Origin of the sequence: Actinomycetospora lemnae, from assembly GCF_028737315.1 — a bacterium.
Lineage (GTDB): Bacteria > Actinomycetota > Actinomycetes > Mycobacteriales > Pseudonocardiaceae > Actinomycetospora > Actinomycetospora lemnae.
In genome coordinates this window covers 321,129-333,981 of the sequence record NZ_JAQZAO010000003.1, presented here as the reverse complement: position 1 = coordinate 333,981, position 12,853 = coordinate 321,129, and the positions used below count along the sequence as shown (strand labels likewise).

13 protein-coding genes are annotated in these 12,853 nt (G+C 74.9%); 4 read left to right on the top strand and 9 right to left on the bottom strand.

Annotation, left to right across the window (positions count from 1 at the left end; all coding sequences use genetic code 11):
- Positions 1 to 52 precede the first annotated feature (52 nt).
- From PGB27_RS08585 to PGB27_RS08575, 3 genes are all read left to right on the top strand, one after another.
- A complete protein-coding gene (locus tag PGB27_RS08585; RefSeq protein WP_274199948.1) occupies positions 53 to 1,213 on the top strand; it encodes a collagen-like domain-containing protein in 1,161 nt (386 codons plus the stop codon).
- 422 nt (positions 1,214 to 1,635) lie between these two features.
- Positions 1,636 to 2,109, top strand: a complete 474-nt coding sequence (locus tag PGB27_RS08580) for an STAS domain-containing protein (RefSeq protein ID WP_332843775.1) — start codon at positions 1,636 to 1,638, stop codon at positions 2,107 to 2,109.
- A gap of 32 nt (positions 2,110 to 2,141) precedes the next feature.
- Positions 2,142 to 2,399, top strand: coding sequence for a hypothetical protein (locus PGB27_RS08575; RefSeq protein WP_274199946.1), 258 nt, complete (start codon positions 2,142 to 2,144; stop codon positions 2,397 to 2,399).
- An 85-nt stretch (positions 2,400 to 2,484) separates the two neighbouring features.
- Here the strand turns inward: PGB27_RS08575 and PGB27_RS08570 are convergent, their stop codons facing one another.
- Both PGB27_RS08570 and PGB27_RS08565 read right to left on the bottom strand, forming a co-directional pair.
- Positions 2,485 to 2,847: a hypothetical protein gene (locus tag PGB27_RS08570; RefSeq protein ID WP_274199945.1), complete on the bottom strand. Its 363-nt coding sequence runs from the start codon at positions 2,845 to 2,847 to the stop codon at positions 2,485 to 2,487.
- On the bottom strand, positions 2,847 to 3,929 hold the full coding sequence (locus PGB27_RS08565) for a fatty acid desaturase family protein (protein WP_274199944.1): 1,083 nt from the start codon (positions 3,927 to 3,929) through the stop codon (positions 2,847 to 2,849). Before PGB27_RS08565 ends, PGB27_RS08570 begins: the two co-directional genes overlap by 1 nt.
- Before the next feature lie 138 nt (positions 3,930 to 4,067).
- On the opposite strand from PGB27_RS08565, the gene PGB27_RS08560 reads away from it, so the two are divergent.
- Positions 4,068 to 4,469: an STAS domain-containing protein gene (locus tag PGB27_RS08560; RefSeq protein WP_274199943.1), complete on the top strand. Its 402-nt coding sequence runs from the start codon at positions 4,068 to 4,070 to the stop codon at positions 4,467 to 4,469.
- A 68-nt stretch (positions 4,470 to 4,537) separates the two neighbouring features.
- On the opposite strand, the gene PGB27_RS08555 is transcribed toward PGB27_RS08560, so the two are convergent.
- The 7 genes from PGB27_RS08555 to PGB27_RS08525 all read right to left on the bottom strand — a co-directional run bounded on the left by PGB27_RS08555 (position 4,538) and on the right by PGB27_RS08525 (position 12,728).
- Positions 4,538 to 5,686, bottom strand: a complete 1,149-nt coding sequence (locus PGB27_RS08555) for a fatty acid desaturase family protein (RefSeq protein WP_274199942.1) — start codon at positions 5,684 to 5,686, stop codon at positions 4,538 to 4,540.
- 210 nt (positions 5,687 to 5,896) lie between these two features.
- On the bottom strand, positions 5,897 to 8,308 hold the full coding sequence (hrpB, locus tag PGB27_RS08550) for an ATP-dependent helicase HrpB (RefSeq protein ID WP_274199941.1): 2,412 nt from the start codon (positions 8,306 to 8,308) through the stop codon (positions 5,897 to 5,899).
- Between the two features lie 142 nt (positions 8,309 to 8,450).
- A complete protein-coding gene (locus PGB27_RS08545; protein ID WP_274199940.1) occupies positions 8,451 to 8,936 on the bottom strand; it encodes a flavin reductase family protein in 486 nt (161 codons plus the stop codon).
- 86 nt (positions 8,937 to 9,022) lie between these two features.
- Positions 9,023 to 10,417, bottom strand: a complete 1,395-nt coding sequence (locus tag PGB27_RS08540) for a phenylacetate--CoA ligase family protein (RefSeq protein ID WP_274199939.1) — start codon at positions 10,415 to 10,417, stop codon at positions 9,023 to 9,025.
- Positions 10,414 to 11,226, bottom strand: coding sequence for an SDR family NAD(P)-dependent oxidoreductase (locus tag PGB27_RS08535; protein ID WP_274199938.1), 813 nt, complete (start codon positions 11,224 to 11,226; stop codon positions 10,414 to 10,416). The genes PGB27_RS08540 and PGB27_RS08535 overlap by 4 nt, the downstream gene beginning before the upstream one ends.
- Positions 11,227 to 11,413: 187 nt before the next feature.
- Entirely contained in the window at positions 11,414 to 11,575 is a 162-nt protein-coding gene (locus tag PGB27_RS08530; RefSeq protein ID WP_274199937.1) for an SDR family oxidoreductase, read from the bottom strand.
- Between the two features lie 43 nt (positions 11,576 to 11,618).
- The gene (locus tag PGB27_RS08525) at positions 11,619 to 12,728 is read right to left on the bottom strand and encodes an LLM class flavin-dependent oxidoreductase (protein ID WP_274199936.1); all 1,110 of its coding nucleotides are present in this window, start codon (positions 12,726 to 12,728) and stop codon (positions 11,619 to 11,621) included.
- Positions 12,729 to 12,853: the final 125 nt, after the last annotated feature.

Sequence of the window (12,853 nt, the reverse complement as noted above, 5' to 3'; positions counted from 1 at the left end):
CTCAGGCCGTCGTCGCTCGAGGGCGGTCCTCTCTCCACACGCAGGAGTCCTCTTGGCACAGACAGGCAATTCCAGCTCGGCGACCCGCCGCTCGGCGACCCCCGACGAGTCGGCCGACGCGACGGCGCGCACCACCCCGCGCTCGCCGGAGAAGGCGCGTCCGCAGGAGACCGCCGCCGGGTCACGCCCGAAGGCCCGTACCCGGCCGGAGGGCGCCACCGCCGACACCGGCGGCACCGCCGACTCGCGGCCCCAGGGGCGACCGGGTCCGCAGGGCCCGGCCGGCGACAAGGGCCCGGCCGGCGACAAGGGCCCGGCCGGCGACAAGGGCCCGGCCGGCGACAAGGGCGCTGCTGGACCCACCGGTCCTGCCGGGCCCCAGGGGTCGGAGGGCGAGCAGGGCGAGCAGGGCCTCCGCGGCGAGCACGGCGAGCAGGGCGAGCAGGGCCTGCGCGGCGAGCAAGGCCTCCGCGGCGAGCACGGCGAGCAGGGCGAGCAGGGCCTCCGCGGCGAGCACGGCGAGCAGGGCGAGCAGGGCCTGCGCGGCGAGCAGGGCCTGCGCGGCGAGCAGGGCGAGCGGGGGGTCCACGGCTTCCCCGGTCAGCAGGGCGCCCCGGGCGAGCAGGGCGAGCAGGGCCTGCGCGGCGAGCAGGGCCTCGCCGGCGAGCAGGGTGCTCCCGGTCCCCAGGGTCTCGTCGGCCCGCGCGGCGAGCAGGGCCCCGAAGGCGAGTCCGGACCGACGGGCCCGCAGGGCGCTCCGGGTCGGCAGGGCGAGCCGGGGCCGGCTGGTCCTCCCGGGCCGCAGGGAGCTCCCGGGGTGCAGGGTGAGCCCGGCCCGGCAGGACCGCAGGGTCCCGCGGGTCCCCAGGGCGAGGCCGGTCCGGCCGGTCCCCCCGGCGCGCCGGGCGCCCCCGGACCGCAGGGCGCTCCCGGCCCGCAGGGCCGTCAGGGCTGGGCCCCGGGCCCGGCCGGGCGCTCCTCGAACGGGCACGGTCCCGCCGCCGACGAGTCGCCCGCGGACGGCGTGGACGGCGCGGAGGGCGCGGACGGCGCGGACTCCGGTGACGGCCACCGGCGCACGAGCGGGCGATCGTCGACCACGGCCACCGAGGTCATCGGCGCGACCCTGTTCCTCCCGGTGCAGGTCGCGGGCTCGATGGCGCGCTTCGCCGCGGGCACCGTGGCGATGGTCGCCCGGGGTCGCCGCTCCTGAGTCCACACGACGGCGGGGACCTGTGGTCCTCGCCGTCGTCCGTGCACGACACCGAGGGCGGCGTCCGGACTCCGGACGCCGCCCTCGGCGTGTCGTGCCGTCCTGGGAGCCCGGGTCGATCGGGTCGATGACGGCACCCTTGCCGGTCAGGTACGCCCAGGGCTCGTGCCCGAACTCGCAGATGTCGGTGGGCGCGAAGGTGTGCGGCGACGCCGGGAGCACGGCGGAGCGCCGACAGGTGTTGCGCACAACCGAATCCGGTCCCATGCTGGGCGTACGGTCCCCGCCGACCGGACCGCGGGCTCCTCGACGGAGGTCGCCGTGGTCCTCGGCCACGACCGGACGGTCCCCCGGCCCCGGTGCTGTCGCGTCGCCGATCTCGTGCGACGCCGCTCTGCGATCACCGGAAGGGCTGAGCGCCCGTGCACCGAGCTCCCGATCCGTCACCAGCCGTGCCGATCCCCCCGAGGACCGGACCCGGCACGACATCGCCGCGACCGACCCTCACCGTCCACCATCCGCGGCCCGATCGCGTCCTGGTCCGGGTCCACGGGGACGTGGACCTCGACACGGTCGACGACCTGCGCCGGGCACTCACCGACGGGGTGGGGTCCGACACCGTCGGCGGACGCGCGCCCGACGTCGTGGTGTGCGACCTCGGCGGGGTGACCTTCCTGGGCGCGATCGGTGTCGGCGCCCTCGTCGAGGCCGACGAGACCGCCCGCCGGTGCGGCGCCCGCCTGGTCCTGGTGGCGACGACCCGCCCGGTCGTCCGCGTCCTGCGGATGTGCGGTCTGGACCGGCAGCTGCCGATCGTGTCCCGGCTCGCCGACGTCCTCGATCAAGCCCACGTCTCGGGGCTCCCCGAGGTCCCCGCGCCGAGGGATGCCTCGTGAACCCCGACACGGGCCCGCACGAGGAGGATCCGTTGGACCCGGACCGCGCCCGGCGCAACCCGCAGGACGCGGTGGACGCGCTCGAGCACCGGGTGCTCGGTGGGCCCGAGCACCGCCTGGACGGCGGGTATCCCGACGACCTGGCGCCCGGCGAGCAGGACGACCGCGTGCCCGACGCCGACCCCGACGGAGCCGCGGACGGTTCCGGACCGCCCGCAGCGGCCCTCGAGCTCGACGTCGATCCCGAGGACCAGGGCAGCGCGGCCGTCGCTCCCCGCAACCCCGATTGAGGCGTGCCGCGCCACCGCGTACAGCTCGTCGTCGCCGGGCACGCCGACACCGGACGCGCTCGAGCGCGGCGGGACGACCCGGTCGTCAGTCCGGGCGGGTCCCCGGGCCGTTCTCCTCCACGAGGGCGGCGGCGAGCGCGTCGTAGGCGGTCCCGACGAGGCCGAGACGGTCGACGAGGCGGTCGGTGTCGACCTCGGCCTCGGCCACGGTGCTCCCGTCGGAGGACAGCGTGATGCGGGTGCGCGACCCCAGGGGCTGGACCCGGGCGCAGCGGCCGTGCGCGTCGAAGACCGATCCGCCGCCGTCCTCGGAGAACTGCGGCGCCGGACCGTCCCCGTGGCGGGCGTGCGCGGACTCGACGGCGCCGCGCAGCGCCCTGGCGGACCCCGCCGGGGCGAGTGGCCCGTCGCCTCGGTCGACGCCGTCGGGCGACGGGACGTCGGCCATCACCTCGGCCGCGCCGGGGCCGGGGACGACCGCAGCGGCGCGCCGACGGCGTGCAGGTGACGCAGGACCTGCCCGTAGGAGTCGAGCGCGCCGGTCCGGGTGTAGGGCAGCGCGTGCTCGGCGCAGAACGCGGACACGAGCAGCTGGGCGCGCCGCAGGTTGGGTCGCGGCATGCCCGGGAAGAGGTGGTGCTCGACCTGGTGGTTGAGCCCGCCGAGGACGTAGTCCACGACCGGCCCGCCCCGCACGTTGCGGGCGGTCAGGACCTGCTTGTGCAGGTGGTCGAGGCGCCGCCCGGGCTCGATGATCGGCATGCCCTTGTGGTTGGGCGCGAACGCGAGCCCCATGTAGACCCCCCACACGCCCTGGTGCACGACCGCGAAGACGACCGCCTGCAGCGGCGTGAGGACCCAGAACAGGGCCGTGAGGTAGCCGATCGCGTGGACGGCGAGCAGGGCCGTCTCGAGGCGGCTGCGGCGCAGCTCGCCACGCACCGCGGCCTGCGCCGACGTCATGTGCAGGCTCCAGCCCTCCAGGAGCAGCAGCGGGAAGAACAGGAACGCCTGGTGGGCGACGATCCAGCGCGCGGGACCTCGACGGTCGGCGACCTGCTCGGCGCTGAACGCCAGCACCGGGATGTCGATGTCGGGGTCCTCGTCGGCGTGGTTGGGCTGCGCGTGGTGGCGGTTGTGCTTGTCCACCCACGCGCCGAAGCTCATCCCGACGAGGCAGCCGTGCAGGTACCCGACGACGTCGTTCGCCCGCTTCCGGGCGAAGATCTGCCGGTGGCCGGCGTCGTGGCCCAGGAAGGCCAGCTGTGTGGAGACGAGCCCGGCGAACACCGCGGTCAGCATCTGCCACCACGACGCGCCGAGCACGACGAAGGCCGCGACGCCCAGGCCCGCGAGGACGTGGTTCAGGGCGAACAGGCCGAGGTAGGCGCCGTGGCGTCGGCGCAGGAGCCCGGCCTGCTTGACCGTCCGGACCAGCTCCGGGAACAGGGCCTGCGGTGGAACGGTCGACGGTGCGGGGGCCGCGCCGGCCGGGGGAACGCCGATCACCGCCGTGGGGGTCGGTTCCATGCTCTCGCCTTCGTGGGCAGCGGGCCGCCGGTATACGCCGGCGAGGGGTTCTGCGAGTGGTGGACGGACGCGCGCGCGACTAGCGTCGCGAGCGGACCGCCCGGTGATCGGGTGGCGTGTCCCCGGACCCCGGACACCGTGTCGGTCACGTGGTGCCGGGGGTCGTCGGTGCACATCCATCCGCGGGTGCTCGTCGTCTGGACCACGGGTGACGCCGTCCAGGTCCTGCTGACCGGGTGGGCACGGCCACCGCTCGTGGAGTCCCTCGAGCGCGCCGTCGACGACCTGATCCGCGCCGGGGGGCGGCACCTGAGCGTCGACCTCACCCGGCTGCAGGGCCGCGACGTCCCGGTCCTCGAGCTGCTGGCCGCCCTGAGCCACCGCCTGCGGTGGGCGGGCGGTTGCCTGCACGTCGACGGGCTCGGACGGCGGCTCGTGACGGCCCCCGAGGTCTCGTCCTTCCCCGAGCTGTTCGGGGAGGTGGCGACCCGGCCCACGGCCGATGCCGACGCCTGCGGCTGCGGCGTCGGCACCCGGTGAGAGGGCCTGTGGCGTGGGCACGGAGAACTCCGGATCGTCGATCAGGGAGGGGCGCGGGCGCGCCGGTCTCAGGACCGGGCACCGCCGGGCAGCGACATCCGGGCGATGGTGGCGAGCACACCGGCGTACTGCCGGTGCAGCGGTCCGCTCGTGTACGGCAGCCCGTAGCGCTCGCAGAGGGCGCGGACCGCGGGGGCGACCTCGGCGTAGCGGTTGGACGGCATGTCCGGGAACAGGTGGTGCTCGATCTGGTGCGAGAGGTTGCCGGTCATCAGGTGCAGGAGCGGCGGGCCGTCGAGGTTCGCCGAGCCCAGCAGCTGGCGCAGGTACCACTGGCCGCGGGTCTCGCCGTCGAGCTGCTCCTCGGCGAAGGTCTCCGCGTCCGCCGGGAAGTGACCGCAGAAGATCACCGCGTGGGTCCAGACGTTGCGCACGACGTTCGCGGCCAGGTTCGCCGCGAACGTGGTCGGCGCCGACAGCCCGGACAGCAGCGGCCAGCGGACGTAGTCCTTGGCGATCTGGCCCCGGACCTTGCGCCAGAGGCCTCCCAGCTCGGTGCGGGCCTGCGCCCAGGGCTTGCGCCCCGCCGCGACCTCCTCGAGCTCGATGTCGTAGATGGCGATGCCGTACTCGAACCCGAGCGCGAGCCCCCCGTTGATCAGCAGCTGTACGAGGTGGTGCGGCTTCCAGGGCTGCTCGGGGTCGACGCGCAGCGTCGCGTAGCCGATGTCGCGGTCCTTGCCGAGCACGTTCGTGTACGTGTGGTGCACGTAGTTGTGGGAGTGCTTCCAGCCGTCGGCCGACGACGCGGAGTCCCACTCCCAGGTCGAGGAGTGGATCTCGGGGTCGTTCATCCAGTCCCACTGCCCGTGCAGGACGTTGTGGCCGATCTCCATGTTCTCGAGGATCTTGGCCACCGAGAGCGCGGCCGTCCCGCCGATCCACGCGGGCGGCAGGACCGAGACGAGCAGCAGGGCGCGCCCTCCGGTCTCGAGGCCGCGCTGCACGGCGATGACGCGCCGGATGTAGCGGGCGTCGTCGTCGCCGAGGTCGTCCATCACGCCGCGGCGGATCCCGTCGAGCTCGGCGCCGAGGGCCTCGACGTCGGCGGCCGAGAGGTGAGCGGTCGTCGGGGTCGTGGCGGTCGTCGGGGTCGTGGCGGTCGTCGGGGTCGTGGCGGTCGTCGGGGTCGTCCGTGCCAGGGTGGTCGAGCTCAAGTGGCCTCCGTGGCCTCGTGGTCGTCGCGTCCGACCGGCCCCGAGTGGGCCGGGGGTCGAGAGGCGAGGAGCACGGGGTCTGGGCACCAGCTCGCCGAGCGGTCGGGTGTCCCGGCCGCAGCACGTTCGTCCGGAGGATATCCCGTTCGCGGGATCCCCACGCGTGGACGAGGGGTAGTGCACAACCGCATCCGGGGTGCATCCGGGGCGTCAGCGCCGCGGGTCCTCCGGCCAGGCGTGCTTCGGGTAGCGCCCCCGCAGCTCCGCGCGCACCTGCGCGTAGCCGGTGTCCCAGAACGACGCGAGGTCGGCGGTCACGGCCGCCGGGCGTCGGGCCGGTGAGAGCAGGTGGACGACGACCGGCACCCCGGCCAGCACCGGCGCGCGCTCCCACCCGAACGCCTGCTGGACCGTCAGCGCCACGACCGGCGCCGTGGGGTCGGTGTAGTCCACGCGGACGGTGCGTCCGGAGGGGGTCGTGACGGCGGTCGGGGCGAGCTCGTCGAGCCGGCCGGCCTCCGACCACGGCACGAGGTGCCGCAGCGCCGAGGCGACCTCCACCCGCGCGAGGTCCGCCCGCCGGCGCACCCGCGTGAGGTCGAGCCACTCGTCGAGCCGGGCCAGCAGGGACGCGTCGTCGACGGCCGGCCACGGGTCGCCGCGCGCCGCGTGCAGGAACGCCAGCCGGGCACGTAGCGCCGTCGCCGCGTCGTCCCAGCGCAGCAGTCCGAGGCCCTCGGCGGCCAGGCCGTCGCGCACCGCGGCCGCGACCGCCGCCCGGTCGGGGTCGGTCAGGGGCCGGCGGGCCAGCACGATCGCGCCGAGGCGCTCGCGGCGCTCCGCGACGACGTCGCCGTCCTCCCAGGCCACCACCGCGTCGTCGCGCCACCAGCCGGCGGCGGCCTCGCGGGCGAGGTCCTCGTCGATCGGCGCGGCGAGCCGCACCCGCGCGACCCGGTCGCCCGGACCGCGCACGGCGTCGGCGACGGCGATCCACGGGCTGCCCCGCAGTCGCGACTCCGCCGCGAGCTCGACCCCGGTGCCACCGGTCGTCAGGTACTCGCGCGCGTCGGCGGCGCGGGCCCGGGCGAGGCGGTCGGGGTAGGCGAGGGCGACGACGGTCGCCGGGCCGTCGGAACGACCGCCCCGAGGCGGGAGGCCGTCCACCTGCCGGAGCCGGCGGACCTCGGCCCGCCACCGCGGGTCGCCCCTGGCCCGGCGCAGGCGCTCCTCGAGGTCGTCGGCGTCGCCCGTGACGTCGGCGGCGAGCAGCGCCACGACCTCGGTGGCGGTGTCCCGCCCGACGATCTCGGCGCCGTCGAGCAGCGCGCGCCCGAGCCGGGGGTGGACGCCGGCCGTGGCCACCGACCGCCCCCGCTCGGTGATCCGTCCGTCGCCGTCGACGAGGCCGAGCCCGCGGAGCACCTCGCGCGCGGCGTCGAACGCGGCGCTCGGCGGCGGGTCGAGCAGGGCCAGCCCCGCGCCGTCGGGCGTGCCCCACCGCGCCAGCTGCAGCGCGAACCCGGCCAGGTCCGCGTGCGCCACCTCGGGGGCGTCGTCGCGGTCGCGGTGCGCGTGCTCGGCCTCCGACCAGCAGCGGTACACCCTGCCGGGCGCCTCCCGGCCCGCGCGCCCGGCGCGCTGGGTCGCCGAGGCCTGCGACGCGAGCACCGTGACCAGGGCGTCGAGGCCGCGGGCGTGGTCGGTCCACGGTCGGCGGGAGAGCCCCGCGTCGACGACGACCCGCACCCCCGGCACCGTCAGGCTCGTCTCGGCGATCGACGTGGCCAGGACGACGCGACGCCCCGTCGAGGAGCCGGCGAGGACCGCGTCCTGGTGCGCCGCGTCCTGCCCGCCGTGCAGGGTGAGCACCTCGGCCCCGACACCGCCGAGGCGCCGGGCGACCTCGTCGATCTCCCGGCGTCCGGGCAGGAAGACGAGGACGTCGCCGTCGGCGTCGGCGAGGGCGCGTCGGACGACCGTCGCGACGTGGTCGAGCAGCGCCGGCTCCACCCGCATCCCGCGCGGCGGCGGCACGGGACGCGGCGGCGGGCTCCAGACGACGTCGACGGGGTGCAGCGGGTCGGGCGCGGTGACGACGGGGCCGTCGAGGGCGACGGACAGGTCGTCGGCGGCGGCCGTGGCGGACGTGGCGAGCAGGCGCAGGTCCGGACGCAGGGCGGCGCGCGCGTCGGCGGTGAAGGCCAGCGCGAGGTCGGTGTCGAGGTGGCGCTCGTGGCACTCGTCGAGGACGACGGCGTCGACGCCCGCGAGCTCCGGGTCGCGCTGCAGGCGGGCGACGAGCAGGCCGGTCGTGACGACCTCCACTCGCGTCCGCGGGCCGGAGCGCCGCTCGCCGCGGATCGCGTAGCCGACCCGCCCGCCCACCGACTCGCCGAGCAGCCACGCCATCCGTTGCGCCGCGGCGCGCACGGCGACACGGCGCGGCTCGGCGACGAGGACCCGGCCGCCGACCGACCCGGCGAGCGCGAGCGGCACCAGCGTCGTCTTGCCCGTGCCGGGCGGGGCGACGAGGACGGCCGCCCCGCGCTCCCCCAGCGCCGCCCCGAGCTCCGGCAGCGCCGCGCGCACCGGCAGGTCGAGGTCGACCTCGTCGATCACGGCTTCCGGTCTACCAGCCGCGTCACCCTGCGCGTCGGTCCTCAGTCGGTGCTCCGCGCTCGCGGCGGTGGTGGCCCGGGTGGAGGCGGAGTGCGAGGCCCGATCCGTGGCGATGAGGCGACCGAGCCGGTGTCGCCCGTCCTCAGACCGCGGCCAGGGGGCGCAGCGCGCTGCGGTGGACGACGAGCGGGCTGTGGCCGTCGTCGACCAGGACCTCGTTGACCCGGCACACCACGATGAGGTGGTCCCCCGCGACGACGTCGTCGACCACGGTGACGGTCAGCGCCAGCGGCGCGTCGCCGACGACCACGGCGCCGCCCTCGCGCACCTCGGTGACCACGTCGCGGAAGCGCTGCTCGGCGGGTCCGGCCAGCGCGCGGGCGACGCCCTCGTGGTGCGCTCCCAGGACACTGATCCCGAGACGCGGGACGAGCCGCAGGAGGGGCCACGTCGCAGAGCCGGCCCGCACGCAGATGCTGACGAGCGGCGGATCGAGCGACACCGGGACGAAGGTGCTCACCGCGAGGCCGACGGGCGCACCGTCCACCTCGGCGCACACACCGACCACCCCGGTGGGGAACCGCCCGTAGACGTCACGGAGCTCGTCGCCGTCCAGGGGGACGGGCACCTGGCGAGGACGCACCGGATCGGGTCGGGGCGTCGTGGAGATGGTCACTCGGTCGCTCCGCGGCGGTGTCGGGTGGCGGAGGGGCGTCAGCCCCGCGGTCGTTCGTCCAGGACCCGCCGGGCCTTGAACGTGGTCTCGGGGAGGGTCCCGGGCTCGAGCAGCGTCACCGGTACGCGGATGTGGACGCTGCGGCGCAGCGCGTCCTCGACGCGCCGGACCAGCTCCTCGCGCCCGTCGATCGACAGCTCGCCCGACGCCCGGTGGGTGAGCTCGGCCTCGACCGTCATCTCGTCGAGCGCACCCACCTTGCTCACCCGGATGCGGAACTCGGGACCGAGCTCCGGCACGGTGCGCAGACCGGTCTCGACCGCGCTCGGGAAGACGTTGGCACCACGGATGACGAGCATGTCGTCGAGGCGGCCGAGGATCCCCTCGGGGAGGCGCGGATAGGTGCGCCCACAGGGGCAGGGATCGGTGGACATGAAGGTCTCGTCCCCGGGCGCGAACCGGATCATCGGCTGGGACTCGCGCCAGAGGTGTGTGTAGACCACGGCACCGCGCTCGCCGGCGGGCACCGGCGTGTTGAGGTCGTCGGCGGCGGCGACCTCGGTGAACACCTCGTCGGTGATGAGGTGGGTGCCGGTGCCGGCCTCGCAGCCGACGCTGGTCTGGAACGGGTACATCTCCGAGGTCGAGCCCGCGTCGCTCGCGATCGCGCCCCAGCCCTCCTCGATGATCTTCCGGGTGCCGGGCAGGCTGCCTCCCGGCTCGCCGCCCACGAGGATGCGCCGCACGCTGCTCGCCGCGAGGTCGATGCCGAGGCGCTCGGCCACCGAGAGCAGGTGGATGCAGTAGGACGGTGTGGCGCTGAAGACCGTCGACCCCAGCGAGGTGATCAGCTCGAGGTGCCGCTCGGAGTCGGTGACCCCGAGGGGGAACACCGTCGCACCGATGCGCTCGGCGCCCTGCACGACGCCCCAGCCGCCGAAGAAGAGCCCGAACGGGAAGCCGATCTGCACCAGGTCGTCGGGGCGGATGCCGGCGCACCACTGGGCCATCGCGTGCACGTCGGCGGCGCGCCGCCAGTCGCCGTGCGAGACGGCGTACATCGTCGGCGTCCCCGACGTCCCCGACGAGCCGTGGATGCGGGCGATCTGCCCCGGTGCGAGCTCCGGGGTGTAACTGCCGAAGGGCGGATGTTCGCGCTGGTCGGCGATCAGCATCTTCTTGGTGATCACCGGGACCTTCGTGGTGAAGTCCTCGATCGAACGCACCTGGTCGGGGTGGAAGCCCCGGGCGTCGTAGAGCCGCCGGTAGAACGGCAGCTCGGCGTACGCGTAGCGCAGCTGGTGCTGCAGGCGCTCGAGGATGGTGCGGTCGCGCTCGCCGGGGCTGCGCGTCTCCCGCTCCTCGTCCCAGAAGCGCGGGAAGCCACGGTCGTCGAGGGCCGCGATCGCCCGCGGCCGGGCCTCGGTGGTCACTGCGCCGGCCGCACGACGATGCCCTGCGCCTCGGCGACGTCCCAGTAGGAGTGCAGCCCGCGCACGTGCTGGCCGCCGTCGACGGGGATGAAGTGGCCGGTGATCCGGCCCGCCGTCGGCGACATCAGGAAGAGCGCCACGTCGGCGATGTCCGAGGGCTCCTGGTGCCGCGGGGGCCCGACCAGCGTGCGGTCGAGGAACTCCTGGCCGATCTGTCCCACGGTGAAGCCCGCGCCCAGCGGAGTGTTGACCGTGCCCGGCCCGATCGCGTTGACACGGATGCCGTGGCGTCCGAGCTCGCCGGCACAGACCTTGGTGAAGTTCATGACGCCGGCCTTGGCGGCGCAGTAGTGCCCGAGGCCGTCGGTGGCGGCGATCGCGTTGAGCGAGGAGATGTTGACGACCGAGCCGCCCCGGCCGGCCGCCATCGCCCGGCGGGCGAACGCCCGCGTGCACAGGAAGGTGCCCTTGAGGCAGGTGTCGACGATGAGGTCCCACTCCTCCTCGCTGCAGTCGACGACGAGCGACAACGACGCGGTGCCGGCGTTGTTGACCAGGTGGTCGACCGTGCCGAACCGGGCCTCCGCGACGTCGAACGCGGCCTCGACGTCCGCGGCCACGGCGACCGAGCCCTCCGACCAGGCCAGACGCTCGCCGCCGGCGAGCTCCTCGCCGGCCGTCTTGACGTTGGCCGGCTCGATCTCGAGCCCGACCACGTTCGCGCCCCGCTCGAGCAGCGCGGCGGCGATCCCCTTGCCGATGCCGCTGCCGGCCCCGGTGACCAGGGCGGTCTGTCCGGTGAGGTCCATGGATCTCCTTCGGTCGTCGGGGTCGTCGGGGTCGTCGGGGTCGTCGGGGGGGTCGTCGGGGGGGTCGTCGGGGGCGTCGTCGGGGTCGTCGTCGGGCGCGTCGTCGGAGGCCGTCGCGGCCGTCGGGGCGGACGTCGCGCGGGACCGGCGCCGGGGGGCGGCGCCGGTCCCGTGCTTCGTCGGCTGGCTAGCCGGCGCTGCCCTGGGTGTTCCAGCCGCTGTCGACCGGGAGGATCTCGCCGGTGCGGAACGCGGCGTCGTCGGAGAACAGGAAGGCCGCGGCCGCGGCGACGTCCTCCGGTCGACCGGGGCGCGGGATGACGTGGGCGGCCTCGAAGGTCTTCCTCATGCTGTCGGTGACGCCGGCGAGGATCGGGTGATCCCGGCCGGCATCAGGCGATGCCGAGCGCGACGTTCGCCATCTTCCGCCGGCGGGCCATGCGCTGGTTGGCCTGGAACTGCGGCATGACGTAGCGGGCGAACATCTCCAGGGAGCGGTTCCACTTGTCGGTGGTCACCCAGTCCCGGCAGTTGATGAGCAGCGTGCCGAATCCACCGGTCTCCTCCTCCAGCTCCCGGATCTGGCGCGTGCACTCCTCGGGGCTGCCGACGATCCAGGGGATGTTCTCGACCATCCAGTCGAGCGTGAGGTCGGCGTCGGTCATCCCGTCACCGATCTTCATCAGGGCGCCGAGACCGAGCCCGAACAGGTAGTCGTAGGAGAGCTTGACGCCCTCCCGGATGTCGCGGAGCGCCTGGTCCTTGTCGTCCGTGACGTAGACCTCGCGCACGATCCGCCAGTTCTCCCGGGTGACGGACTCGGCGATGCCCGCCCTGTTGCCCGCCTCCAGCATCGCGGCGCCCATCGCCTTGAGGTCCGGGGCGTCCATGTACGTGCCGTTGTCGGTCGGGGCGAAGTGGACGCTGAGCGGCTTCCAGCCCTTCTCGCCGCACTTCGCGTAGTTGTGGGTGCCGGTCAGGCCGGCGATCGCGAACGGCGGCACGTCCTGGTACGGGCCGACCTGCAGCTGGCGGTCCTCGTACTTCCAGTACACGCCCTCGTAGCTGACCGGGTCCTCGGAGGTCAGCAGCTGCCAGATGATCTCGAGCGCCTCGTTCGTCCGCGGCGCGGCCTCCGAGGGCTCGAGGCCGAACAGCGCCTTGTCGGTCGGCAGCCCCCCGCCCCCGAAGCCGTACTCGAGTCGGCCGTGCGTGAGGTGGTCGAGGAAGGCGAGACGCTCGGCGACCATGAAGGGGTCCTGGTACGGGAGGTTCACCACGCCGGTGCCCAGCCGGATCCGGTGGGTCAGCGCCGACGCCTTGGCGATCATGAATTCCGGCACCGGGACGTTCTCGTACCCGCCCGTGTGGTGCTCACCGATCCAGAACTCTGAGAACCCGAGCCGCTCCGCCTCGACCACCGCGGCGATGTCGCGGTCGTAGGACAGCGTCCAGTTCTCGATCGGCGGGTGCTCCGGCATGGTGAAAAAGCCGAACTTCATCGATCGGTCCTCCTGCTCGACACGAGCACGCACTCGGGGGGCGGGGTCCTCGTTGGCAAACGAAGGTTTGCCATCGGCACGGGCTTCACTGTGGTCTGCCTCACCAGCGCTGTCAAGGCTCGCGA